Annotated in this window: 22 protein-coding genes; 1 reads left to right on the top strand and 21 read right to left on the bottom strand. The window is 43.6% G+C overall.

From position 1 onward, the window contains the following. Window positions 1-134: 134 nt before the first annotated feature. The 18 genes from AC4E8A_RS16000 to AC4E8A_RS16085 form a co-directional block, all read right to left on the bottom strand. Window positions 135-572 carry a BrxA/BrxB family bacilliredoxin gene (locus tag AC4E8A_RS16000; protein WP_490194332.1) on the bottom strand — a complete coding sequence of 146 codons (438 nt, stop codon included), beginning with the start codon at window positions 570-572 and terminating at the stop codon, window positions 135-137. A gap of 506 nt (window positions 573-1078) precedes the next feature. Further along, window positions 1079-2341: a hemolysin family protein gene (locus tag AC4E8A_RS16005; RefSeq protein ID WP_490194334.1), complete on the bottom strand. Its 1263-nt coding sequence runs from the start codon at window positions 2339-2341 to the stop codon at window positions 1079-1081. A 47-nt stretch (window positions 2342-2388) separates the two neighbouring features. After that, a complete protein-coding gene (locus AC4E8A_RS16010; protein ID WP_490194336.1) occupies window positions 2389-2799 on the bottom strand; it encodes a MerR family transcriptional regulator in 411 nt (136 codons plus the stop codon). A gap of 70 nt (window positions 2800-2869) precedes the next feature. Next, the gene (locus tag AC4E8A_RS16015; RefSeq protein WP_490194338.1) at window positions 2870-3397 is read right to left on the bottom strand and encodes a DinB family protein; all 528 of its coding nucleotides are present in this window, start codon (window positions 3395-3397) and stop codon (window positions 2870-2872) included. A gap of 179 nt (window positions 3398-3576) precedes the next feature. Continuing rightward, window positions 3577-4197, bottom strand: a complete 621-nt coding sequence (locus tag AC4E8A_RS16020) for an HAD family hydrolase (protein ID WP_490194340.1) — start codon at window positions 4195-4197, stop codon at window positions 3577-3579. Between the two features lie 349 nt (window positions 4198-4546). Further along, complete coding sequence (locus AC4E8A_RS16025) at window positions 4547-5116, bottom strand: cysteine hydrolase family protein (protein WP_490194342.1); 570 nt, start codon at window positions 5114-5116, stop codon at window positions 4547-4549. 117 nt (window positions 5117-5233) lie between these two features. Continuing rightward, window positions 5234-6268: a methylmalonyl Co-A mutase-associated GTPase MeaB gene (gene meaB, locus AC4E8A_RS16030; RefSeq protein ID WP_490194343.1), complete on the bottom strand. Its 1035-nt coding sequence runs from the start codon at window positions 6266-6268 to the stop codon at window positions 5234-5236. Then, complete coding sequence (scpA, locus tag AC4E8A_RS16035) at window positions 6269-8425, bottom strand: methylmalonyl-CoA mutase (RefSeq protein ID WP_490194345.1); 2157 nt, start codon at window positions 8423-8425, stop codon at window positions 6269-6271. It lies immediately after the preceding gene. Then, complete coding sequence (locus AC4E8A_RS16040) at window positions 8415-10184, bottom strand: methylmalonyl-CoA mutase family protein (RefSeq protein WP_490194347.1); 1770 nt, start codon at window positions 10182-10184, stop codon at window positions 8415-8417. The genes scpA and AC4E8A_RS16040 overlap by 11 nt, the downstream gene beginning before the upstream one ends. Window positions 10185-10446: 262 nt before the next feature. Continuing rightward, complete coding sequence (locus tag AC4E8A_RS16045) at window positions 10447-11769, bottom strand: dihydrolipoamide acetyltransferase family protein (protein WP_490194349.1); 1323 nt, start codon at window positions 11767-11769, stop codon at window positions 10447-10449. A gap of 40 nt (window positions 11770-11809) precedes the next feature. Continuing rightward, window positions 11810-12793: an alpha-ketoacid dehydrogenase subunit beta gene (locus tag AC4E8A_RS16050; protein ID WP_490194351.1), complete on the bottom strand. Its 984-nt coding sequence runs from the start codon at window positions 12791-12793 to the stop codon at window positions 11810-11812. Between the two features lie 13 nt (window positions 12794-12806). Next, window positions 12807-13805: a thiamine pyrophosphate-dependent dehydrogenase E1 component subunit alpha gene (locus AC4E8A_RS16055; RefSeq protein ID WP_490194353.1), complete on the bottom strand. Its 999-nt coding sequence runs from the start codon at window positions 13803-13805 to the stop codon at window positions 12807-12809. Between the two features lie 109 nt (window positions 13806-13914). Further along, entirely contained in the window at window positions 13915-15336 is a 1422-nt protein-coding gene (gene lpdA / locus AC4E8A_RS16060; RefSeq protein WP_490194355.1) for a dihydrolipoyl dehydrogenase, read from the bottom strand. A gap of 21 nt (window positions 15337-15357) precedes the next feature. Next, complete coding sequence (gene buk / locus AC4E8A_RS16065) at window positions 15358-16503, bottom strand: butyrate kinase (protein ID WP_490194357.1); 1146 nt, start codon at window positions 16501-16503, stop codon at window positions 15358-15360. 74 nt (window positions 16504-16577) lie between these two features. Then, a complete protein-coding gene (locus AC4E8A_RS16070) occupies window positions 16578-16817 on the bottom strand; it encodes a hypothetical protein (protein WP_490194358.1) in 240 nt (79 codons plus the stop codon). Window positions 16818-17007: 190 nt separating this feature from the next. Further along, window positions 17008-18102 (bottom strand): branched-chain amino acid dehydrogenase, encoded by a 1095-nt coding sequence (gene bcd, locus AC4E8A_RS16075; protein ID WP_490194360.1) that lies wholly within the window; start codon window positions 18100-18102, stop codon window positions 17008-17010. Window positions 18103-18135: 33 nt separating this feature from the next. Then, window positions 18136-19041, bottom strand: coding sequence for a phosphate butyryltransferase (gene yqiS / locus AC4E8A_RS16080; RefSeq protein WP_490194362.1), 906 nt, complete (start codon window positions 19039-19041; stop codon window positions 18136-18138). 120 nt (window positions 19042-19161) lie between these two features. Beyond that, window positions 19162-21240: a sigma-54 interaction domain-containing protein gene (locus AC4E8A_RS16085; RefSeq protein WP_490194364.1), complete on the bottom strand. Its 2079-nt coding sequence runs from the start codon at window positions 21238-21240 to the stop codon at window positions 19162-19164. 131 nt (window positions 21241-21371) lie between these two features. On the opposite strand from AC4E8A_RS16085, the gene AC4E8A_RS16090 reads away from it, so the two are divergent. Beyond that, window positions 21372-21608: a DUF2627 domain-containing protein gene (locus tag AC4E8A_RS16090; protein ID WP_490194366.1), complete on the top strand. Its 237-nt coding sequence runs from the start codon at window positions 21372-21374 to the stop codon at window positions 21606-21608. A gap of 233 nt (window positions 21609-21841) precedes the next feature. On the opposite strand, the gene AC4E8A_RS16095 is transcribed toward AC4E8A_RS16090, so the two are convergent. The 3 genes from AC4E8A_RS16095 to spoIVB all read right to left on the bottom strand — a co-directional run bounded on the left by AC4E8A_RS16095 (window position 21842) and on the right by spoIVB (window position 25564). Beyond that, entirely contained in the window at window positions 21842-22573 is a 732-nt protein-coding gene (locus tag AC4E8A_RS16095; protein WP_490194368.1) for a glycerophosphodiester phosphodiesterase, read from the bottom strand. Window positions 22574-22936: 363 nt separating this feature from the next. After that, a complete protein-coding gene (gene spo0A, locus AC4E8A_RS16100) occupies window positions 22937-23719 on the bottom strand; it encodes a sporulation transcription factor Spo0A (RefSeq protein WP_490194370.1) in 783 nt (260 codons plus the stop codon). A gap of 558 nt (window positions 23720-24277) precedes the next feature. Next, window positions 24278-25564 (bottom strand): SpoIVB peptidase, encoded by a 1287-nt coding sequence (gene spoIVB, locus AC4E8A_RS16105; RefSeq protein WP_490194372.1) that lies wholly within the window; start codon window positions 25562-25564, stop codon window positions 24278-24280. Window positions 25565-25671: the final 107 nt, after the last annotated feature.

The following is a 25671-nucleotide window of genomic DNA, read 5'->3' on the forward strand; positions in this document are numbered from 1 at the left end:
AAGATTATTTATTAACTAGTGTTTCCGAATTGAGTAGTTTAACGTAAAAAACCTATGTAATCCATATCCCTTTTCTAAGAAGATATAAACGGCAAAAGAAAAAAGAGTGAATGGATCACTCTTTTTTCATCACCTTATACCTCTTCACAATACTCGTCGAAGTATCCTTGCAGTTTATTGACAACTGACATAGGATCATGGCCTTCAATTTCATGGCGCTCGACCATCGTTAAGATTTCTCCATCTTTCAATAATGCAAATGATGGGGAGGAAGGCGGATACCCTGTGAAATAGCTGCGTGCTTTTGCTGTCGCTTCTTTATCCTGCCCGGCAAAAACAGTAACAAGGTTGTCAGGGCGTTTATCATAATGAATGGCATGAGAAGCAGCCGGACGTGCAATTCCGCCTGCACATCCGCACACTGAATTGATCATGACAAGGGTTGTCCCTTTTTGTCCAAGAGTCCCTTCCACTTCCTCTGCAGTTGTAAGCTGCTTATATCCTGAAATCTCCATCTCTTGACGAGCCTGGCGAACAACATCATTCATAAACAAGTCGAAATCCATTTCCATGTATATTCTCTCCTTTTTCTACAGTATAGCATCGTTAAAAAGATTGTTACTAGTACGGTACTTCTATCATATCAATTTTACCGCCGCGTTATCAATCAAATGATCTTTTCAGCCTTCAAAACCCAATATCTTTCCTGCATGCCCATTTATTCACTAAAAAATACAAACTTTAGGTTTAGTAAATCCTATGCCGGGTACTATAAAAATACATCTAGATCCATACCCCTAAACTCCCTAGATGGTGGATAGCTCTTAAGCGGGCTATCCTCTTTTTTTGGTTTTTCCGCATAGATTGTTGCTTTTGGAAAGATCCCAAAATCGGATTTTCCCCAGAAATACTGGAGATTTCCTCTCAATAGGGAGAGCCGGTCTCTTCTTTTTCGCTTACAAAGTTACTCAGATAACTGATGGCCATATTTTTTGACAACGTTTTAAACAGAAACAAGTTTTACGCAGCCTGTACAGAGAAAAAAAGACGAAAGCATGAAGCTCCCGTCATTCTTCAGTTACTCTGAAGCTGCGACTTCTGAGACTTCCACTTTAATGGTCCGTATCCTGCGGTTCTCAACTTCTTCGACGATCACTTTCACATTTTCATATTCAAAGGTTTCGCCTTCAGCAGGAATTTCTTCGAAACTTTCCACTACCCATCCGCCTATTGTGTGGTAAGAACTCTCAGGCTCGGGCAGGTTCAATAGTTCAGTAAAATCATCGAGTTGGAATTGAGAATCGAACGTATAAACGTTGTCGCTTATTTTCGTCATGGAATGAAATTTTTCATCCTGTTCATCCCAGATTTCCCCTACTATTTCTTCCAGAATATCTTCAAGTGTAATCAGCCCGGTCGTACCTCCGAATTCATCCACTACAATAGCCATATGAACTTTATCTTTTTGCAGCTTGGAAAGCAAAGTTGATATCTTCGCTGATTCAAACACAAACATCGGCTCCCGGATCAATTCCCGGATGTTCACCTCGCCATACTTAAGCAGATGAGTAAAGAACTCTTTTTCCGACAAGATACCAATGACATTATCGATATGATCTTCGTAAACAGGGATCCGCGAAAAGCGCTCTTCAAAGAACATTTCCTTTATGTCTTCAACCGGCTGGTTTACTTCAACAGCTTTAACATCTATTCGAGGTGTTAAAACCTCGGTTACCATAATACCGTCAAAATCCATTGATCGATGAATTAATTCTCTTTCTTCCTTGTCAATTACGCCTTCTTCCTCACTGATATCGAGCATGACCTTTAACTCTTCCTCAGTCACGGATGGCATCGAATCATTTTTGGAAAAGATCTTGGAAACCCATTCCTTGAGTTTAATAAAAAAGAAGTTAACAGGTGTAAGGATTTTAATAAGCAGGTAAAGGATTGCGGAGATGGATAAAGCATACCTTTCCGCATTTTCTTTTGCCAAAGATTTTGGCAGGATTTCACCGAAAATGAGAATGAGCAGCGTCATGGCAAACGTACTGATCACCAAACCGGTATTTCCTCCAACCAGGTCGGTTGCCAGTTTTGCTGATATACTTGCCGCCGCAATATTCACGATATTGTTTCCTACCAGAATGGTAGATAGGGCACGGTCAAAATTTTCTGCTATATAAAGCGCTTTTTTGCTACCTCTCTGCCCTTCACTTTCAAAATTCCTTAACCGGATTTTGTTGACACTGGAATAAGCTGTTTCTGCCGATGAAAAAAAGGCAGACAGCAGAATTAAAACACCTAATAGAATCAATGAATACAGTGGTAAATCGTCCAAGAAAACGTCACTCTCCTAAAATATTGGTCATCTATATGAACGTTACATCAACCCGAAAACATGACGAGTGACTGTAACAGCGCTGCCGCTTGAGGGGAAATCTTGTGCAGCATTTTCTTCTTACCTTCATCTCCAAGTGCATCTGCAGCCTGAAGAATATCTTTTATCTCGTCATTTAGATGGTCCATTTCATTTTTGATATGCTGGACCTGTTTCTCTAATGAGCTGTGGTCTATATTATCCACTTTCTTTAAGGTCAATCTTTGTTTAATTTCATTCAGGGTCATATGCAGTTGCTGACATTGTTCAATCACTTTTAAATGATCAAAAGCACTGGTGTCATAGTAACGATAATTACTGTTGGACCTGGTACATTCCAGCAGGCCGATCCTTGTATAATAATCGATGGTGCGTTTGGATACCTTGCTAAGTGCCGCGAGTTCACCTATTTTATACAACTTCCCACTTTTATCACCTCGGCATAAGTATACTCTCTTTCTATAAAAGTGTACAGTTGAACGTGACGGTTTAAGGCTGCTTTAATACTCTGAGATACTCCACCCAGGGTCCGACGTCCTGCCGGTACCTTTCAGCCAGGATACGGACAATTTGGGAGATATGGGTTAGATCATGGACAACCCAGGTGGAAAAGAGTTCTCTGACTTTCACTTGACCGAAAACGGGGTGCACTCCGGTACATTCCAATACAGATTCAGACTTGATCAGCTGGTCTATTTTCAATATGTTCTGTTCTCTTATCCTTTTAAACTCCTGAAACCTTTGACCAAGCGAAGCTTCGGTACTTTTATTCAAGTGAGCGAATCTGTCAAACGGTGGAAACCCCTCATCTTCGCCCTTATGGACCATCACTTCAAGCCTTGGGATCCAATTGCTTAGTTCCGCTTCTATAAGGTGATCAATGACCTGTATTACATTCCAGGTTCCCTCCCCTTCATCTGCATGAAGCCAATTATCCGACAGCCCCGTGAGAAAACATTCAAGAGTCTGCGGGGTCCGTTCCAGTATTTCAATCGCTTCCTTCATTTGAAAGTTCATTGCTATCCTCCCGTTCTCCTATCTACTAATATGATATTTCAGCGCCTTCATTTTAGAATCACGGCCATTATGCAAAATTCCACAATAGAAGCCGGATGTATAGGTGCACAACCTGCATGGTCTCGAGCTGTGGGTTCTAAAGTGATTTGCTTAACCCATAAATTTTTCTCAAATCTCAATCAGCAGAATAACTTCAATAAATCACGGAAACCGCTTATTGCATGGTCGTATTCCTTAACACTGCCAAATCCGTACCCGGCATAAACAAAAGGAATGCCTGCATACTCCGCTGCCTGGCGGTCCCCTTCTGTATCGCCAACGTATACAGGGCTTGATAGGTTGTTCCTTTTCATGATCAGTTGAATATTCTCCCCTTTGGAAAGCCCGGTTCTTCCCGGGTTCTCATAATCGATAATATAAGGATGAAGTTGGTGATATTTATAAAAAGCCTCTATGTATCCATCCTGGCAGTTGCTTACAATAAACAATTTATATTTCTCAGAGAGAGCCTTCAGTACGGATTCAATGCCGCCGTATAACTCTCCTCCTTTCTCCCCTAGATATTCATTTTCGAGGGCACAGCATTCCTTCAGGAGCTGCCGCCTCTCCTCTTCATGTAAAGAAGGAAAAAGCATTTCTCCTATTTCCTGGATTTGCAAGCCCATTGTTGATCTGAAGTCCTCGCTGGCCAGCTCCCTTTTTACCTTTGGATGGTCCTTTAAAATACTGTTCCAGGCCGTCAGAACGGTCTCTATTGGATTCCACAGTGTTCCGTCTAAATCAAATATAATGCTGTCCATTAACAGTAATCTCCTTTTCCTTGTATAGGTTGACTCTTTTAGCTATTCGCCCCTCTCTTCCATTTTCCTTTTTTCTTTCATCAAGAAGGTTTTTGAATTATAAAAGGCTGTTTTCGCCTATATTGTCGCTTCCGGAAAAATCCCAAAAGCCGGATTTTCCCACTGCATACTACGTTTTTCGCTGTGAACGAAGAGAGAAGCTCATTTCTCTCTTGCTAAACAGGGGTTTTCCGGTTCATGACTCCACTATCTTTCGGAATTATTATCAATAGCAACAGCGTTTACGAAAAGAGCCTTATAAAAAAAGCACTCCTAAAATAAGAAGTGCCAAGAATAAATATGAGCTCGCTCACCCTTTTAATTGATTCAAGACTTCATCGGTGGTCACGATGGCGGCAAATTCTTTGTTCAGCATGACTAGTTCTGTCTCATGAATCGTTTCTGCTGAATACCTTTTCCCTTTCTGATCGGTGGTTTCAAAAGCCGCTGTAGCATCGGATACGAGGTATGTCTGATAACCAAAGTTGCCGCTCATCCTGGTGGTCGTCGAAACACAGTGCTGGGTGGACAAGCCTGTAATAATAATGGTCTTGATTTGCTGTTGATCCAAGTAAGACTGAAGTTCTGTACCTATGAAGGCGCTGTTGACGTTTTTAGTGAAAACCTTTTCTCCTTCTCCAGGTTGAACCATGTCTTTAAACGCTGTTCCCATTGGATTACGGTGGTAAAGCGGGGATTTCGGCTGCAGCGATAAATGTTGTGAATAAATCACCGTTCCTTTTCTGCTTCTCCACTCTTTGAGCAACCTGGATATGTTCTGCTCTGCCTCATGGTTATTCCGCTGTCCCCAGTAAGGATCATCGAAACCTTTTTGTACATCGAGGATGAGTAAAGCAGGCAGCTTTATTAAACTTGTCATTTTCATTCTCCTATCAAGTGAGTTGGCCTTTACCTTAAGTTCTCCACTAAGAATGATTTTTATAAGAAAAGCAGCTTACTCAAGTCCCTGAAAGAACTCTGAGTAAACTGCTGATTGTTACTTTCCATATAGGTCCATTAAGGTTTCAACAGCCTGTGAAGCCGTTTGGTTTCCTGCCATTACAGAGGATTCGAGCTCCGGAAAGCTGCTTTTGATTATAGGGTCATGAAAGAAACGGTTAAGGACACGGTCAGAAATCATGGAATGAAGCCACTCTTTTGTTTGGGATTTTCTTCTATCAGCAAACACCCCGCTGTCCTTCGTTCTCTTTTCAAACGCAGATATCATTTTCCATATCTCTGCAATCCCGGTTCCGTTCAGGGCAGAACAGATTAGCGACTGTGTTTCCCACCCTTTTGTTGCAGGCTGTAAATAATGAAGAATTCCCTTATATTCCCGCCTTGTTTTCTGGGCAGCAGGCAGATTATCTCCATCCGCTTTATTGACCACGATCAAATCAGCAAGCTCCATAATGCCTTTTTTCATCCCTTGAAGTTCATCACCTGCTCCCGTAATCACGAGGAGCATGAAGAAATCGACCATTCCCCGGACAATGACTTCACTCTGGCCGACACCGACGGTTTCAACCAGTATGATGTCATAGCCGGCAGCTTCACACAACAGCATGGTTTCCCTGGTTTTCCGGTGAACCCCGCCCAGTACACCTCCTGAGGGAGACGGCCGGACAAATGCATTCTGGTTCCGGGAAAGATTTTCCATCCTCGTTTTATCACCGAGGATGCTCCCCCCTGTCACAGTCGAACTTGGGTCTACTGCCAATACCGCTACTTTATAGCCCTGTTCGCATAGCGATTCGCCGAAGGTTTCAATAAAGGTGCTTTTTCCAGCGCCAGGCACACCGGTAATGCCGATCCTGATACTGTTCCCTGTATAAGGCGTCAGTTCTTTCAACAGCTCCTGACCGTGTTGGAAATGTTCCTGGGAATTACTCTCTATCAAGGTGATTGATCTTGCTAGATCCCTCCTTCTTCCGGCCCTTACGCCATCGATGAGTTCATTGATGGGCTGAAGATCTTTTGATTTTTTCCTGAATTTTCTCGTCGATTGTTCCTGGTTAAAGGAGTCCGGCATCTACTTTGTCACTTCCTCATACCCTAATCTGCGGTAGATTTCTTCAATTACTTTTTGCGCAGCCATAGGGATCACTGTACCAGGTCCAAAAATGGCAGCTGCTCCATTATCTAAAAGGAATTCGTAATCCTTCGGAGGTATGACTCCGCCGATGACAATGAGGATATCTTCCCGGCCCAGTTTTTCAAGTTCGTTCACCAAGGCCGGAAGCAATGTTTTATGTCCTGCCGCCAAGGAACTTACACCAATGACATGGACATCATTTTCCACTGCCTGAAGTGCTGTCTCTTCAGGTGTTTGAAACAGCGGTCCGATATCTACATCAAACCCCAAGTCGGCAAAAGCCGTGGCAATGACTTTGGCTCCGCGGTCATGACCATCCTGCCCCATCTTGGCAATCATGATCCTCGGGCGGCGCCCTTCATTTTCACTGAATTCCTCTGCCATCGTTTTCACTCTTGTAATCTCCTCCTCATTGGAGAAATTCGAACTGTAGACACCGCTGATAGAACGGACCACCGCTTTATGGCGTCCTGAAGCACGTTCAATGGCGTCAGAAATTTCTCCAAGCGAGGCGCGCTCGCGTGCAGCCGACACTGCGAGTTCAAGCAGATTGCCTTCCCCTGTCTGTGCTGCATGGATCAGTGTTTCCAGTGCAGCCTTTACGTTTGAATCATTACGTTCGGCTCGCAGCTTTTCCAACCGTTCAATTTGCTTGCGGCGGACCTCTGTATTATCGATATCGAGTACATCAAGATCATCTTCTTTGTCAAGCCGGAATTTGTTGACACCTATTATGACTTCTTTCCCAGAATCGATTTTTGCCTGCCTCTCAGCCGCAGCTTCTTCGATCCTCATTTTCGGCAGGCCGGTTTCTATCGCCTTCGTCATCCCACCTAACTCTTCAATTTCTTCAATATGATCCCAGGCTCTTTCCATCAGTTGATGTGTCAGGCTTTCAACATAGTAAGAACCTGCCCACGGATCGATGACATCTGTTATTCCTGTCTCTTCCTGCAAGTACAATTGTGTGTTCCTTGCAATCCTTGCCGAAAAGTCTGTCGGCAGCGCTATCGCTTCATCAAGGGCATTTGTATGCAGTGACTGGGTATGCCCCATAGCAGCGGCATGGGCTTCAATCAACGTTCTGATGACATTGTTATACGGATCCTGCTCTGTCAAGCTCCATCCGGACGTTTGCGAGTGAGTCCTCAGTGCCATCGATTTTGGATTTTCAGGCTCGAAGGATTGCATCATGCTGGCCCATATCCGTCTGGCTGCCCTCATTTTCGCCACTTCCATGAAATAGTTCATGCCGATGCCCCAGAAGAACGACAGCCTTGGAGCGAATTTATCTATTGGAATGCCTGCTTTCAGACCAGTCCTGACATATTCAAGACCATCGGACAGGGTGTAGGCCAATTCGATATCGGCCGGCGCTCCCGCTTCCTGCATGTGATAGCCTGAAATGCTGATACTGTTGAATTTCGGCATATTCCTTGAAGTATATTCAAAGATATCCGCGATGATTTTCATCGACATTTCAGGCGGATAAATATAAGTGTTGCGTACCATATACTCTTTTAAAATGTCATTTTGAATCGTACCCGATAATTTTTCAGGAGGAACTCCCTGTTCTTCTGCCGTTACGATATAGAAAGCAAGTATGGGCAAAACCGCTCCATTCATCGTCATCGACACCGACATTTGATCAAGAGGGATTCCATTAAACAAGACTTTCATATCAAGAATTGAATCAATCGCAACCCCTGCTTTTCCGACATCCCCGACAACACGGGGATGATCTGAATCGTAGCCTCTATGTGTAGCCAGGTCAAACGCTACGGATAACCCCTTTTGTCCCATAGCAAGATTCCGGCGGTAAAATGCATTGCTTTCCTCAGCTGTTGAGAAACCGGCATATTGCCGGACTGTCCAAGGCCTGTTCACATACATCGTCGGGTACGGCCCTCGAGTGTAGGGAGCGATGCCTGGCAGATCATTCCCATGTTGAATATCCTTTGTATCCTCTACACTGTAAAAGGGTTTAACAGGTATTTTTTCATTGGTTTGAAAAGACGGTTCTGTCTCTCCTGGTCCGCCTGAAGGCGCTGTTGACTTCAGGTCAATATTTTGAAAATCCGGTTTACTGCCCATTAGGTCTCGCCTCCCATCTGCTTAAAAGTCCTTCCAGTTTTTCAAACATGTCCTGGCCGGAATATAGATTGCCGCACAGTCCAGCATTCTTTAATTCTTTCATATCTTCTTCTTTTAATTTTCCAGCTATGTCCACGATTATTGCTTCCCTTTCTAATGAAGACAATATGTCTTTTCCCAGACCTTCATAATCTTCATCTCGGCCGCAGATCACAAAGTAATCCGTATCGGCTTCCCTTATAAAATGGACAGCGTCTTCAATAGACAGGCACTCTGAGCTTGGCAGGACCTCAATACCGCCAGCAGCCAGGAAACCAGTCACAAAGTCAGCTCTCACTTTGTGGTTTTTGATTTTGCCGAGTAAAATTAAGCCTGCCTTTGGCTTTGCCTTAAGCCGGTCTGCCCTCACACGAAGATTTTCAAAGCTTTTCGATAATCGCTTGGACTGCAGTCCAGGTATATGTTCTCTGCTATTTCCCAAAGTTCCTTTAAGTGGAATTTCCTCCAGATTGGCATAAACATTTGTTCCAATGATCCTCTGTTTTCTTACAGCTGTATTCTGCAGTCTTTTTTCGAATACCTGCCGGATCTCATCTTGAAAATCCCCTGCCTGCAAAGCCTTTACCAAACCACCTTCGCGGTCGATCTCCTGGACCTTTGTCCATGCCTCTTCCGCTAAACTGCTGGTCAATGACTCTATATAGTAGGATCCTCCCGCCGCATCACTCACTTTATCAAGATGCGATTCCTGGCTGAGGATCAACTGAGTATTGCGGGCGATTCTCTCAGAAAAAGAAGAGGTATTTCCTGATGGCTGATCATAAGGTGAAACATGAATATAATCCGCTCCCCCAAGTACGGCTGCAAACGCCTCGTTACCGGATCTCAGCATATTTACATAAGGATCAAGCAAGGACTTAGTAAACTCAGACGTTTCAGTTGAGATAACCGCTTTAGATTCACTTAAGCCATATGCTTCGGCAACAGTATTCCAAAGAAGCCTGAATGCACGGAGTTTACTGATTTCGGTAAAGAAGCTGCTTCCAATCGAGAAATTAAAAACCAGCTTGGAAGCCGCTTCTTCAGCCGTCCACTCCTTGCCCTTGAATAACTCGACCAGTGCTATCCCGGCAGTAACAGCATATGCTAGTTCCTGTACTGCATTTCCCCCTGCTTCGTTCACTATTGAAGCGTCCACCATGAGAGTCCGTATATCAGGTGCATTTTTCTTTAAATGTGTAATGCTTTCAAGCCAGGATTCAAGGTTTTCTATAGAGTCACCCTTTTGCAATAATGGAATCGGATCAGCCGCGAAAGCACCGTGGAGCTTTGGGAATCCCTCTTTCAATACTTCAAATCCTTCTGATGAGATGCATGTGTATTGAAATAAAGGTTTCGCTTCTGCTTCAGCAAGGGTGAATACCTTTTGCAGGATTTCCTTATTGACTTTTCCATCGCTGTCGGCAAAGGATACGGTGTCCTGTCCCCTGGATAAGGCAGTTGCCAGCAGCTCGGGGAGATCTTTGGGATCAGCTGCTTTGATCCTCTGAGCAATTTTCCATTCTCTTTTCGATGCATCACGGCATGCTGCCCATGCAGTTTCTGTATCTTCCTTCGTATATAAAGGCTTTAATGTTATGCCTTCGTATGTCTTCTTATATAGTTTCTCTATCGGCTTTCCTTTTAGTGACTCTTCAGCTTTCGCCTTCCAGTCATCAAGACCCGCTGAGTCAAAAGATGCCTTTTTCATTTCATTCATATTCATACATTCGCTTAACGCTTCCCCCTCCCGATTAATGTAATCGGTTTCATAAAACCTCTAGACTATTCAAAATTGTTATACTAATGCTATTTCAGTATATAAAAAAAAGCCCTCGACTTCAATGAAAGCAGCAAAAACTTCAAAAGTAACGCTTCACCCCTTTAAAGTGATGAGGGACTGTCCCCTGTTACGTTAAAGTACTAAAGTAAACGACATAAAAAAACCGGTTTGCATCTTGCAAACCGGTTTGGTCCTTCTATTAATAGATAGACGTATTTTCTTTCGAGATGTTTTCAATGATTTCCTTGACACGCTGCAAGAAGCGTCCGCATACTAATCCGTCGAGTACGCGGTGGTCCAATGACATACACAGGTTCACCATGTCACGGACGGCAATCATACCATTGTCCATGACGACTGGCCGCTTCACAATCGATTCGACCTGAAGAATGGCTGCCTGAGGATAATTGATGATACCCATGGATTGAACGGAACCGAATGAACCAGTATTGTTCACAGTGAACGTCCCACCCTGCATATCTTCGGATTTCAGCTTGCCGCTTCGTACCTTACCGGCAAGTTCCGTGATTTCACGCGCAATGCCTTTGATTGTTTTTTCATCAGCATTTTTGATGACAGGAACGAACAGCGCATCATCAGTTGCGACAGCAATGGAGATATTAATGTCTTTTTTCTGAATGATCTTATCGCCAGCCCACATAGAGTTAATCATTGGGAACTCCTTAAGTGCCTGAGCAACTGCTTTTACAAAGAAAGCAAAGAATGTCAGGTTGTAACCTTCACGCTGCTTGAATTCACCTTTAATTGTATTGCGGTAATTCACAAGGTTAGTTGCATCAATTTCCATCATTGTCCAGGCATGCGGAGCTTCGTGCTTGCTGCGGAGCATGTTGGCCGCAATCGCTTTCCTTACTCCGGTTACAGGAATCTCGACATCACCAGGCAAAACTGGAACATTTGGGGCTGGTGCAGCCGGTTTTGAAGGCGCTGCCGCTGATGGAGCTTCTTGGACAGGAGCTTGCTTAGGCTCTTCCTTCTCAGGTGCTGCAGACTTTGCCTCCCCAGCTTTAGGAATATTCCCTGAGTCAATCAACTTTTGCAGGTCTTTGCGTGTGATTCTTCCTTCTCTTCCTGTACCTTCAACTTGATCAAGGTCTATATCATGTTCCTGTGATAATCGCAGAACAGCAGGAGAGTAGCGGACTTTTCCTTTTTCCGCCTTTTTCACCGGCTTCTTTGCATCTTGTTTTTCTTCTGAAGCTGAAGTGTCAGTGCTGACTGGATCTTCCTGGGCAGGAGCTTCTTCTGCGGAACCGCCGCCTTCGACTTCAATTGAGCAGATGAATTCACCGACTTCTAATGTGTCCCCTTCTTCAGCAATTAATTCTTTGATAGTTCCTGTGAAAGAAGATGGAACTTCTGCATTTACTTTATCTGTGTTCACTTCAGCGATCGGATCGTATTTGTTAACATGGTCTCCAGGACCCACCAGCCATTTGCTGATTGTACCTTCTGTAACACTTTCCCCAAGCTGAGGCATTTTCATTTTTTCAATACCCAAAGAGGAGCCCTCCTTATTGCATTTTTTATATTTAACCGAATTAAAATTCCGCTAATTCACGCATTGCTTTCTCTACTTTATCAGGGTTCACCATGAAGTACTTTTCCATTGTTGGTGAATATGGCATTGCAGGGACATCAGGACCAGCAAGGCGCATGATTGGCGCATCCAAGTCGAACAGGCAGTTTTCAGAGATGATAGCCGCCACTTCTCCCATAATGCTTCCCTCTTTATTGTCTTCAGTTAATAGCAGGACCTTACCTGTTTTAGAAGCAGCTTCGATGATTGCTTCTTTGTCCAATGGATAGATGGTTCTCAGATCAAGAATTTCTGCCTCGATCCCATCTTCTGCAAGCCTTTCTGCAGCCTGCTGGGCGAAGTGTACGCAAAGTCCGTACGTGATGACTGTCAAATCTTCTCCTTTACGCTTTACATCAGCTTTGCCGATTGGTAGAACATAATCGTCATCCGGAACTTCGCCTTTGATCAAGCGGTACGCACGTTTATGCTCGAAGAACATAACCGGATCATCATCACGGATGGCTGCTTTCAATAATCCCTTGACATCATAAGGTGTCGAAGGCATGACGATTTTCAGGCCTGGCTGATTCGCAAATACGGCCTCTACCGATTGGGAATGATAAAGGGCACCATGGACACCGCCGCCATATGGTGCACGGATAACCATAGGACAGTTCCAATCATTGTTGGAACGGTAACGGATGCGCGCTGCTTCCGAGATGATTTGGTTTACTGCAGGCATGATGAAATCTGCGAACTGCATTTCAGCAATTGGGCGCATTCCATACATTGCGGCTCCAATTCCTACACCTGCGATAGCAGACTCAGCAAGAGGAGTATCTAAAACACGATCTTCTCCAAATTGATCATAAAGACCGCGGGTGGCACCAAACACTCCACCTTTTCTACCAACGTCTTCACCAAGCACAAATACTTTCTCGTCTCTTTCCATTTCTTCACGGATAGCCTTTGTTACTGCATCAATATAAGAAATTACTGCCATGAACTATTCCCCCTTACTTCTCTTCTGCGTAGACGTATTTAAGCGCGCTTTCCGGCTCTGAATATGCTGCATTCTCTGCATAGTCCGTTGCTTCATTGACAATTTTCATTACACGGTCATTGATTTCTTTTTCCAGTTCGTCATTCATGACGCCAGTTTCTTTCAAGTAAGCACCGAATGTGATGATTGGATCTTTTGTTTTCGCTTGTGCTACTTCATCTGGTGAACGATAGCTGCGGTCATCGTCATCCGAGGAGTGAGGTGTCAATCGATAAGAAACCGTTTCTACCAAAGTCGGGCCATCGCCTTTGCGTCCGCGGTCTGCCGCTTCTTTTACAGCTTTATACACTTCTAACGGATCATTTCCATCTACCGTAACACCAGGCATGCCGTAACCAATCGCGCGATCAGAGACTTTTTCACAAGCCAATTGTTTTTCAATAGGTACAGAAATGGCATATTTGTTATTTTCACACATGAAGATGACCGGAAGTTTATGTACTCCCGCAAAGTTGGCGCCTTCATGGAAATCCCCCTGGTTGGATGAACCTTCACCGAATGTAACGAATGTCACCAGGTCCTTTTTCTCCATTTTTCCAGCAAGTGCAATTCCAACAGCATGCGGTACTTGAGTTGTTACAGGAGATGAACCTGTTACAATATTATTTTTCTTCTGTCCGAAGTGGCCAGGCATTTGGCGTCCGCCGGAATTTGGATCTTCCGCTTTGGCAAATCCTGAGAGCATCAATTCTTTAGCCGTCATACCGAATCTCAAGACAACCCCCATATCACGGTAGTAAGGAAGGGCGTAATCCTTCTCAGGATCCAAGGCGAATGCAGCACCGATTTGGGCAGCTTCCTGCCCTTGACAGGAAATAACGAAAGGGATCTTGCCGGAACGGTTCAACAGCCACATGCGTTCATCGATACGACGTGCCATTAACATAGTTTCATACATTTCTAATACATTCTCGTTGGATAAACCAAGAGCTTCATGACGATTTTCAGCCATTTATTTTTACCTCCCAATCATATAGGGGGAGAACCTTCTTAGGCTCCCCTTTTCAAAAATAAGTGCTTCACATTCAAGATGAATGTGTGATATAACCAATCTGCCAATCCTATGAATGGATTGCTTTTCCGTCAACAGCCAATGCAGCTTCACCGATTGCTTCACTTAACGATGGGTGAGGGTGGATGGTATGGGCAACTTCCCAAGGAGTCGCATCCAATACACGGGCAAGTCCTGCTTCAGAAATCATATCCGTAACATGCGGCCCGATCATATGGACACCCAGAATGTCATTCGTATCTTTATCTGCAACAATTTTCACAAACCCATCTGATTCACCGTATACAAGCGCTTTTCCGATTGCACGGAAGGAGAATTTGCCGACTTTCAGGTTGTATCCCTGTTCCTTAGCCTCATTTTCAGTCATACCTACACTTGCAATCTCAGGATTGCTGTAGATACATTTTGATACAAGGCTGTAGTCTATAGGTTCAGGATTTTCATTCGCCATGTGCTCCACAGCAGAGATTCCTTCATGAGAAGCAACATGTGCCAGTTGAAGACCGCCGATTACATCACCGATTGCATAGATATGTGACTCTTTTGTCTGCATATGTTTGTTGACCTTGATGAAGCCTTTCTCTATCACAATATCGGTATTCTCTAGACCGATACCTTCTGTATTGGCTTGGCGGCCGACAGAAACAAGCAGCTGATCTGCTGAGAATTCTTTTTGATCACCTTTAATTTCAGCTTTGATCGTTACCCCGCCGTCCTTTTCGATTGTTTCAGGAAGCACTTTTGCTCCAGTAACAATCTTGACGCCTTTTTTCTTCATCAAACGCTTCATTTCCTTGGAAATCTCATGATCTTCCGTCGGTACGATTCTGTCCGCATACTCAATGACAGTAACCTCGACATCAAAATCAGACAGCATGGAAGCCCACTCGATCCCGATTACACCGCCACCGACAATGATGATGGACTTCGGAAGGTTCCCGAGTTCCAGTGCTTCATCAGAAGATAGAACAAATTTCCCGTCAATATCAAGTCCAGGCAATGTTCTTGGACGAGAACCTGTAGCCACGATGACATTTTTCGGGATAAGCATTTCGTTTTCTTCCCCGTTATTCATTTCAACAGAAATCGTACCAGGCATTGGAGAAAAGATTGACGGTCCAAGGATTCTTCCTGTTCCTTCGTAAACATCAATTTTCCCCTGCTTCATCAAATGTTGAACCCCTTTATGAAGACCTTCAACGATTTTTTCTTTTCTTTCCTGGACACGTGTAAAGTCCAGCTTCACATCATTGATCATCACTCCAAAGGTATCGGCCTCTTTTGCAGTGGCAAAAACTTCTGCACTGCGGAGGAGAGCTTTACTGGGGATACAGCCTTTATGAAGACATGTACCGCCCAATTTTCCTTTTTCGACAATCGCTGTTTTCAGTCCCATTTGAGAAGCGCGTATAGCAGCAACATAACCGCCTGTACCGCCGCCAAGGATGACCAGATCATATTCTTGAGCCAATGGTATTCCTCCTTCTGTATATTAAACTGTTGCTTTTGTTTTCACATTACCAGGGTAATTTTTTTCCTGCTCTTCGCCTTTAAGGACACGAAGTGCACCTTCAGCCAGAGCTTGAAGCTCATTTTCACCGGCGTGAATGATGACATCTGCTATCCAGTTGACTCTTTCACTGATTTGTTTAACAAACTCTTTTCCGTAGGCTAAACCACCGGTCAAAACGATTGCATCGACTTTGCCTTCGAGCGCGGCACTCGCTGACCCGATTTCCTTAGCGATTTGGTAAGCCATGGCATCATAAACCAACTTTGCTTTCTCATCGCCACTTTCAATCATCTTCTCTACTTTCACCGCATCGTTCGTTCCAAGGTAGCCGACAAGGCCGCCTTGTCCAACAAGCTTTTTCATGATTTCATCACGATAATAATTGCCCGAGAAGCACATGTCGACTAAATCACCAGCCGGGACTGTCCCTGCACGTTCGGGACTGAAAGGGCCGTCTCCATGCAAACCGTTGTTCACATCAATAACCTTCCCATTCTTATGGACACCGACTGTAATGCCCCCGCCCATGTGTGTGATGATAAGGTTCAGGTCTTCATATCTCTTATGCAGGTCTTTCGCTACCCTTCTCGCAACCGCTTTCTGGTTGAGTGCATGAAAGATGCTCTTTCTTTCTATCTGGGATACCCCTGAAATCCTTGCGATGGGAGCAAGTTCGTCTACCACAACAGGGTCAACGATATAAGATGGGATGTTAAGGGCAGAAGCAATTTCAAAAGCCAGGATCCCGCCCAGGTTTGACGCATGCTGCCCTGAATACCCTTCGCGCAAGTCTTTCAGCATTTCTTCATTTACGGAATACGTCCCGCCTTCGATAGGCTTCAAAAGCCCGCCGCGGCCGCAGACTGCACTCAGCTTGGAAATATTGATACCCTCTTCATCAAGAGTTGCGAGGATCGTTTCTTTTCTAAACTGATATTGATCAATAATACTGTCAAATTCATTGATTTTTTCAGTGTCATGTCTCAATGTCTTCTCAAAAATTGAGATGTCATTATCAAACACACCAATCTTTGTAGATGTAGAACCAGGATTGATGACTAGAATTCGATGTTCTTTCGCTTCCAATGTTGTTACCTCCAATTCAGAAAAGCATTTGCCTTTCATTAGTGGCCCCTTTTTTCTAGATCTCCGCACCCCTTGTTTGCTATTGAAAAGATTGTTGGTTTCCTATCCATGATTCACGGCCCGCGGGGCAGGCGGTGAGCCTCCTCTGCTGCCCCTACTGAAAAGCGAAGCGGCCGTTCAGCACCGTAAAGATTGGAAGGCTCTTGCATGAGAAAAATGGAATCACGACCAGCTGGAGTCAATGATGACTTATCGCAGGGAGAGAGATCGAAATCTGCCAGGTGCCGGCCGCCGGAGTTAAACGAGTCCCCCTGCTCCCGCAGGAGGCTGCCGCTTCCTGCAGTTCCGATCAACCTGCTTAAAGATCAGAGGTCCGAATTGAAAAAGAAGTGTACCCTTCTATCATGGGACTCTCAAAAGCATGATGCTCTTTACAAAGAAAGAAACAGAATGCAAATTCATCTTTTTCACATCATTTGACAGCCTTCCCTTAAACGGAGAAACGCTTCGCCTCTAGGAAGCCAAGCGTTTCTTGCCGGCAGATTAGCGGTAGCTCAGGATATGCTTTCCGTTTTGCAGGAACTGGCTGCGTGACTTACGGTTTCTTTGAATTCGTTCTTCAGCCATGCGGTCAGCTGCAAGATATGTCGGGATATTGTCACGTTTTGCAATTTCAATGACACGCTCTACGTTGTTGTAAATCTGCTCTACTTTCTTCATAGCGCGGTCACGGTTATAACCGTATAACTCATCAGCTACGTTGATAACACCGCCGGCATTGATGACATAGTCAGGAGCATAAACGATTCCCATTTCATGGATCGTATCACCGTGCGCAGTATCTTTAAGCTGGTTATTTGCAGCACCTGCAATTACTTTCGCTTTAATTTGAGGAATTGTCTCATCATTGATTACCGCACCAAGTGCACATGGCGCATAGATATCACAGTCCACACTGTAAATTTCGTTAATGTCCACTGCTTTTGCACCGAATTCATCCACTGCACGCTGAACTGCTTCTTTATTGATATCTGTAACGATCAGGTTGGCACCTTCTTCATGCAAGTGACGGCATAGTGTGAATGCCACATTACCTACACCTTGAACTGCAATTGTCCTGCCCTCAAGGGAATCGGTACCGAAAGCTTCCTTCGCAGCAGCCTTCATTCCGCGGTATACCCCGTATGCCGTTACAGGAGAAGGATTCCCGGAAGAACCGAATGCTGGTGAGATACCCGTCACATAATCTGTTTCTTCATGGATGAGGTCCATATCCGCTACTGTAGTACCTACATCTTCTGCTGTTATGTAGCGCCCGTTCAAGCCTTGGATGAAACGTCCGAATGCACGGAACATTTCTTCGTTCTTATCCTTGCGCGGGTCACCGATGATAACCGTCTTACCACCGCCAAGATTAAGGCCGGCAGCAGCATTTTTGTAAGTCATTCCTTTTGCCAGGCGAAGTGCATCTTCAATTGCTGCTTCTTCTGAGTCATATGTCCACATGCGTGTACCGCCAAGGGCAGGTCCCAATGTTGTATCGTGGATCCCAATAATCGCCTTTAATCCAGAATTCTCATCCTGACAGAAAAGTAATTGCTCATAATCGTATTTTTCCATATAAGTGAAGATTTTCATTTTATATTCCTCCCTGAGTAAATGTTTTTACGTTTATTTTGAAACAGTACAAATGGCAAGTGCGAGTGAATATAATTTACTCTCAGCACTGTCAGATCTCGAAGTAAGGACAATTGGCGCCTTAGCTCCCGCAATGACAGCCCCTACTTTCGCTCTTGCAAAATAGATGAGTGATTTATAAAGTGAATTGCCTGTTTCTATATTTGGAACAAGCAGGATATCAGCTTTTCCTGCAGCTTCACTGCGAATCCCTTTATGTTCTGCGGCTTCAAGTGAAACAGCGTTATCCAGTGCGAGGGGGCCATCGACTACACAGCCTCTAATCTGACCTCTTCTATTCATTTGTGTCAGAACCGCCGCATCGACTGTAGCCTGCATCGCAGGATTGACCACTTCAACAGCGGCTAAAGGGGCCACTATCGGATTATCCATCCCGATTCCATTCGCCACTCCAACTGCATTGTTGATGATCTGTACCTTTTGCTCCAAATCTGGAGCTATATTCATGCCGGCATCCGTTAAAATCTTCAGTCGGTCATAGCCTGGTATTTCAAAAACAGCCACATGCGATAGAGCATTGCCAGTCCTGAGCCCAAACTCCTTGTTCAGCACTGCTTTAAGGATGACCGATGTGGATATATTACCCTTCATCAGGGTAGTTGCCTCATTATTCCTGACAGCCCTCACAGCAGATTCCGCAGACTCTTTTATACTAGTTGAATGCAAAATGGATATCGCTGGGTTATTGACAAGATGCGGAGAGACATCTTCCAATATCCCATTTATTTTTTCACTGTCCCCAAACAGTAAAAATTTCGCCATGCCGCGTTCAACCGCCATAGAGACAGCTTCGAGCACTTCACTATCTTCCGCTGCAGCCACTGCAACTGTCGCATCTTTCAAACGGGTTGCCTGTTCTATTAAGTGATCTAACTTCATAAGTTGTTTCAACCCCTTCCCTCAAAACTTTCTATCCACTTTAACAACACGCAAGAATCATGCCAACTCAAAAGTGCTGAAAACGCTTTATTAGCCAAGAAAAAACATGCAGGTTTTTTCTTAGTCTGCAAACTTTTGCATGCTATTCGTTTCAATTTTATATTTATCGAGCTTATAGTATAAATTTCGAACAGATACATTCAGAGCTTTGGCAGCAGCCGTTTTATTTCCTTTATTATGCTCTAAAACCTGCTTAATAATATTCTTTTCATACTCCTCAATCAGTGACCCCAGATCCCGGTCGCTCGTTCCACCGACTAGTTGCGCTTCCTGATTACTTGCCGGTAATTTCTCCATGAATGGAAGATGCTCAGGTTCAATCATTGTCTCATTGTATTTCATGAAGATAATGGCTCTTCCCAGTATATTTTCCAATTCCCGCACATTTCCTGGCCAATGATATTCCATCAGCTTGTCCATCGCAGAAGGTTGGATCCCTTCCACATTCCGCCCGTAATCCTGATTGATCTTTTCAATCAAGACTTCGCATAATAAAGGAATATCCGTCTTTCGCGTATGTAACGGCGGGATTTGAATCGGCATCCTGTTAAGCCTGTAATATAAGTCCTCACGGAAATTACCGCTGGAAATAGCTTTTTCCAGATTTACATTAGTGGCTGCAATGACCCGTACATTGATACTGATGGATTTCGCACCGCCAACCCTGACAATTTCATTTTCCTGCAGTACACGCAAAAGTTTCGCCTGCGTATCCGCTTTCAATTCACCTATCTCATCCAGAAAGATACTGCCATTATTGGCTTCTTCGAACAATCCCTTTTTTCCGCCTCGTTTCGCACCGGAAAAAGCTCCATCTTCATATCCGAAAAGCTCGCTTTCCAACAGGTTTTCAGAAATGGCTGCACAGTTGACCCGTATGAATTTGTTGTATTTCCTGTCACTTGCATTGTGAATGGCATGGGCAAATAACTCCTTGCCTGTACCGGATTCACCTCTCAGCAAAACCGTCGCAGGGGTTTTTGCCCCCAATTTCGCCTGCTCGACAGCCAGTTTCATTTCTTCAGAAGTACCGATGATATCATCAAATGTATATTTTGCTTCCAATGTCCTGATAATCCGTCTGGCTCGGTCAAGTTCAGTAGTCAGAGACTGAATCTCCGATACATCATGAATAACACCGACACTGCCTTTAAGCTTCCCATCAACAATGATAGGGGCGACATTGACAATAACTTCCTTCTTATTGGGACCGACTCTCATCTTGCTTCCCCTGATGGCCCTGCGGGTTTGAAGCACCTTTAAATGGATACTTTCCCCTTCTGAAATATCAGCAGTCGCCGGCTTTCCGATGATCTCTTCTTCAGCCAGTCCGGTTATCCTTGTATAAGCCGGGTTGATCAGCATCCCTTTTCCCTCTTCGTCTACCACCGATATGGCATCATCACTTGACTGGATGATTGCCTGGAGCATTGTTTGTATTTCTTTTAAATTAGTTATCTCCTCGGCAAGGTTCACCACTTCCGTGATATCCTTGAACACTGAAAAAGCACCAATGACCTCCTGATCCTCAGTAATCATCGGTATCCTGTTGGTAATGATTTTCAAACCATTTTCCAATATCAGTTCTTTGTTTATCTCATTTCGTCTCGATTCGAGCACCCTGGGCAGCTCGCTTTTTGGAATAACTTCATAGATATGCTTTCCCAATGCCTCATCAGCAGAAATCCCTATCATCTTTTCAGCACTGCGATTGAACAGGATGATCGTTTCACTGGTATCGATACCTACCATCCCGTCATCAGTAGAATTAAGGATGAGGTTCCGTTTGAAGTTTTCATTCTTCACTTCATCAATCAAGTGCTCTTTTTCCTTAAGAAGGTTTGCCACTAAAAAGGCAACACTACCCGGGATTACAACTGTATTCCTGCCTCTTGAGTCCCTTAACTCCTCAAATACCTTTTGATCTCCAGTTACTTCAATGATGATATTTATTTCTTCACTCAGAAAGTCTCTCCATTCTCTTCCGTAAGGAATTCCATTCTCCTTGGCATAATCGATGCCCGGACGATCCTCATTCAAGTCGCAAACAGCAGCCACTTCCAAAACCGAGGATTCCTTAATGATTTTAAGAATGGCGATTCCACCTTTTCCACCGCCTACTAATAATACCTTTTGCAACTTCTTTCCACCTCTTGGTATTGAGATTGCAATATCTTTCATACTCATTATTGTAGCGTAAGTTCCTTTAGCTGACAAATTTCAACTATGATATAATGACTGGTGAACAACGATATGAGGAGAATACAGGTATGCAAAGATTGATTGCTTTAATCATCATGCTGATTCCAGGAATACTGGCTGCTCTGGGGATCAAATTAATGAGAGACATGCTGTTTGGAATCCTGCAGCCGCCCTTTCCGGCTTTATGGCTGCAATTCATCGCCGGACTTCTGTTTTTTTTAGGCGGATTGGGCTTTATAGCAGGTTTCATACTTCATAGAGATCGAAAAAGAAATAAGGTGCAAGACCGGTTTAAGGATAATTAGAAAGGCACACCGCTTAAATTTTGTATATGGATTTTTAAATAATTTCTTACTAATCCATATGAGAATCCTTATAAGCAAGAAGAATGAACATAGCTCTCCTCCCTGTCCAGACAGGGAAAAACTTTTGGGACTATTCCCCAAAGCGGCCATTTAAGGAGCTGGACAAATAAAAAAATCTATCCCGTTCACCTGGATAGATTTTTTGTGTTGAAACAACAAATTTTCTTCAAACATCAGACCGGCCTTAAGCCCCTTAGTGCAACTGCTTTCTCAGGGTAGTCAGTTATAATCGCTGAGCAGTTAATATTGAAGAGTCTTTTCATCAAGGCTTCATCATTGATGGTATATGGCCTCACATCAACTCCAGCTTTCATGGAATCAACGATGAGCGCATCCGGCGCTACCTTTATATTAGGGTGAATAGATCGGGCGTGGATGGACTGTGCGTAAACCCAAGGCATAAACAGACCGTTGGAATACAAAGGGGCAATTTCGATATTTGGATTAAGCCTGTAACATTGAACGATTGAATAATGATTAAAGGAAGAAATGATTGTCCTGTTTTGATAACCAAATTCATTGATCAGCGAGATTACTTTTTCCTCAAGATGAGGATAAGGAATGACACCATTTTTCAATTCTATATTGCAAACCATGCCATTCGCTGCCATCCACTCAAAAACTTCCCGCAAAGCAGGAATCCTGGCTTTTTTCAGGAACTTTTTGTATTTAAAGCTGGCATCGAGTTTTCTAATTTCTTTCCAACTCAGATCTTTAATGAATCCCTTCCCATTCGTCGTCCTGTCGACAGTTTCATCATGAATGACCACAATTTCCCCATCTTTAGAAAGTTGGACATCCAGCTCAAGCCCGTCAGCTCCAACGCGTTCTCCTTCTTTAAAAGCTTCCATTGTATTTTCGGGATGTGTTCCCGCCGAGCCCCGGTGTGCAAAAACAAAGGTCATACTAACACTCCATTCAGTTCGAAATTATAGTTGGATAACGGTCACTACCGTTTATACCTTCCTAACCTATAATACGAAAATAAAACCTGGTAAACCAAATGATTTACCAGGTTCTGCTCTTTCTTTTCTGTGGGCTCTTTTCGTAAACTTTGTTTGCTATCAATATGAATGGCAAATTCATTTTGGTCAATCACCGGATCCGCCCCTGTAAGCAGGAGAGAAAAAAAGCTGCTCTGCCTGTTTCGAGGGGAAATCCATGGAACAAGAGAAAAATCCGGCTCTTAGGATATTTCCGAAAGCAACAATGAATGCGAAAACAGCCTTTCTGTATAAGCAAAATAAGTGCGTTTACTCCTCACTCTTTCAAGAAGCTTTATGTTCCAGGCGAAGCTTATCCGCAACCATCGCGATGAACTCACTGTTTGTCGGTTTAGCTTTGCTCATGCTTACTGTATAGCCGAACAAATTAGAAATAGAATCGATGTTTCCGCGGCTCCATGCGACCTCAATCGCATGACGGATGGCACGCTCCACACGGCTCGCGGTAGTATTAAACTTTTTGGCAATATCAGGATATAGGACTTTAGTAATGGATCCAAGCAGTTCAATGTCTTTGTAGACCATTGAAATGGCTTCTCTTAAATAAAGATAGCCTTTAATGTGAGCAGGAACACCAATTTCATGAATGATGCTTGTAATGTTGGCATCCAGATTCTTAGGTTTCGATTCTGCAGCAGATCGTGACATGGAAGAAGATTTTTTAAATACCGGACTTGATTTCCCACTAACTTGACGGATATGGCTTACTAGGTTTTCCATATCAAAAGGTTTCAAAATGAAGTAAGAAGCACCTAAATCCACAGCTTTTTTCGTTACATCTTCCTGCCCAAAAGCAGTCAGCATAATTACATTAGGCACAACAGAACGTTCCCTGATCCTCTCAAGGACAGCCAGACCATCCAGGTGAGGCATAATAATATCTAATACAATGACATCCGGTTCAACCTCATCCAAAAGTTCCAGGCACTCCTGACCGTTATGAGCTACCCCGACAACTTCCATGTCTGTCTGGGATGAAATATATTCCTCCAGTAAAGATACTAGTTCCCGATTGTCATCTACTACACAAACTTTAATTGAATTCACTAATTTTCCTCCTCGATCCGATATTATCCATATCCAAGCTCTATTGTTTATTCTAAAGTAAATTTTCGACAAAGCAATAAGAAATCCTCTTATTTTTCAAAAAAAACTCAAAAATTAAATGTTTTCTTTGATTTCCTTTAGTTTTCTTTTAATTTCGACCATATTCGATATTAGGTTTATTAGTTTGTCGAAAAATCTTTACAGGCACATTTTATCAGATTCTGAATGATAAAAAAACACGAGCTCATTGGTTATTAGTAAGCAGGTGCTAAAACTGTTCCCCCCTCTTGCTCAGCCCTTTCCAAGTGTATCTTTGTCTCGGAGTATGTGTATTCTACAACACAAAGTGCTTTTCCTCCTTTTTAAGAACAGGTTTCTCCTCACGCCTTTCAGATTGGGATGACTCCTTCTGAGGGCTCGTTTCCTTTAGTCGTTTCAACGCTTTTCCACTTCGTGCCGTTTTCCTCCTGGTAATTACGTTCTGACCATTCTCCCCTTCAAACGAGCCTTCACTGTGCTCGCGGGGACCACAAAAAAACAGACGGTATCACCCGTCTGTCAGCTTGCTTGCTTTCTTTCTTCTTGATAAATGTCTATTCCGGCTTCATTCAGCATCCATTCAATATGAACACCGTAACCAGAAGTGGGATCATTAACAAAAACGTGAGTGACTGCTCCAATCAGCTTGCCGTCCTGGATGATCGGACTTCCGCTCATACCCTGGACAATCCCCCCCGTTTTTTCTAAAAGGTCTGGATCGGTCACCTTTAGAACCATGCCCTTAGTGGCAGGAAATTTTTGCGGAACCGTACTCACGATTTCAATATCGTAAAGTTCCACTTCTTCCCCATCAACAACTGTCAATATCTGGGCAGGACCTTCCTTAACTTGGTGGGACAATGTAATCGGCAATGCCTTATCAAGCATGCCATTTTGTATATCCCTGTTGAGTTTTCCGAATATTCCAAACGGGCTGTTTCGTGTAATATCTCCGATGACATCTTTTTCACCAGTGAATCTTGCGAGCTTTTCACCAGGCTTACCATTGCTGCCTTTTTCAATTGACGTGACCGTGCTGTGAAGAATTTCGCCATTTTCGACTACAATTGGTTTCTTTGTATCCATATCTGAAATCACATGACCAAGGGCTCCATATTTCTTCGACTTTGGATCATAAAAAGTCATTGTACCTATACCTGCTGCCGCATCGCGTATATACAGGCCCAGCTTATAGGAATTTTCATTACTGTCCTTCATTGGCTGCAACTCTGTTTTAACCTCTTCTTTATCCCTTCTTAAGACAACCTCTAGAGCATCCTTCTTTTCTCCTGCCTCTTGAACAAAAGGTGCCACGTCTGCCATCTTTTCTATCTTTGTCCCGTTTATTTCAGTGATCATATCTCCGACTTGTATTCCTGCCTTCTCACCAGGGGATACCTTGCCATCTTCTGTCTGGACTAAATGATGCCCTACAACAAGGACACCCAGAGTATTGAGTTTCACTCCAATGGACTGTCCTCCAGGAATAACTCGAAAGTCTTTAATGACTTCTACATCAACCTTTTTTATCGGTACACCCGCCAGTTCAAGCAGGACCTCTTCTTTACCGACATTGTCACCATGAATCGTTAAGGCATTCCGTGTATCACTCAAAGCCAATTTCGAATGGGGTGCTGCCATTGCAGATACTGAAGCTGCCTTAGGAAGTAGAACTTTTTCACCCTGCGTCATGACTATTTTATTTGGCAATTGTATATATTGTTGAACAGGTTTTATAAAACCTATGAAGCAAAGTGAAACAAGGAGAATTCCACCAATCAATTTCCTGAATAAATCTGAATTCATTTTTTCACTCTCCTCGCTTCTAATCCACACACACTTTCTTCTTGGCTACAGTTTTAATTTTGCCTTGATACTGAACATTTATAACCTGCGGCAAAGAAAAAAAGCTA

It is taken from the genome of Bacillus sp. SRL337 (genome assembly GCF_984799155.1).

Excerpts from the sequence above, each read along its gene's own strand:
- AC4E8A_RS16090 (WP_490194366.1), top strand. The coding sequence starts at position 21,372 with ATGCAAAGATTGATTGCTTTAATCATCATGCTGATTCCAGGAATACTG.
- AC4E8A_RS16040 (WP_490194347.1), bottom strand. The coding sequence starts at position 10,184 with ATGAATGAAATGAAAAAGGCATCTTTTGACTCAGCGGGTCTTGATGAC.
- AC4E8A_RS16055 (WP_490194353.1), bottom strand. The coding sequence starts at position 13,805 with ATGGCTGAAAATCGTCATGAAGCTCTTGGTTTATCCAACGAGAATGTA.
- yqiS (WP_490194362.1), bottom strand. The coding sequence starts at position 19,041 with ATGAAGTTAGATCACTTAATAGAACAGGCAACCCGTTTGAAAGATGCG.
- meaB (WP_490194343.1), bottom strand. The coding sequence starts at position 6,268 with ATGCCGGACTCCTTTAACCAGGAACAATCGACGAGAAAATTCAGGAAA.
- scpA (WP_490194345.1), bottom strand. The coding sequence starts at position 8,425 with ATGGGCAGTAAACCGGATTTTCAAAATATTGACCTGAAGTCAACAGCG.
- AC4E8A_RS16050 (WP_490194351.1), bottom strand. The coding sequence starts at position 12,793 with ATGGCAGTAATTTCTTATATTGATGCAGTAACAAAGGCTATCCGTGAA.
- AC4E8A_RS16015 (WP_490194338.1), bottom strand. The coding sequence starts at position 3,397 with ATGAACTTTCAAATGAAGGAAGCGATTGAAATACTGGAACGGACCCCG.
- buk (WP_490194357.1), bottom strand. The coding sequence starts at position 16,503 with ATGAAAGGCAAATGCTTTTCTGAATTGGAGGTAACAACATTGGAAGCG.
- AC4E8A_RS16020 (WP_490194340.1), bottom strand. The coding sequence starts at position 4,197 with ATGGACAGCATTATATTTGATTTAGACGGAACACTGTGGAATCCAATA.
- spoIVB (WP_490194372.1), bottom strand. The coding sequence starts at position 25,564 with ATGAATTCAGATTTATTCAGGAAATTGATTGGTGGAATTCTCCTTGTT.
- AC4E8A_RS16000 (WP_490194332.1), bottom strand. The coding sequence starts at position 572 with ATGGAAATGGATTTCGACTTGTTTATGAATGATGTTGTTCGCCAGGCT.
- AC4E8A_RS16095 (WP_490194368.1), bottom strand. The coding sequence starts at position 22,573 with ATGACCTTTGTTTTTGCACACCGGGGCTCGGCGGGAACACATCCCGAA.
- AC4E8A_RS16025 (WP_490194342.1), bottom strand. The coding sequence starts at position 5,116 with ATGACAAGTTTAATAAAGCTGCCTGCTTTACTCATCCTCGATGTACAA.
- bcd (WP_490194360.1), bottom strand. The coding sequence starts at position 18,102 with ATGAAAATCTTCACTTATATGGAAAAATACGATTATGAGCAATTACTT.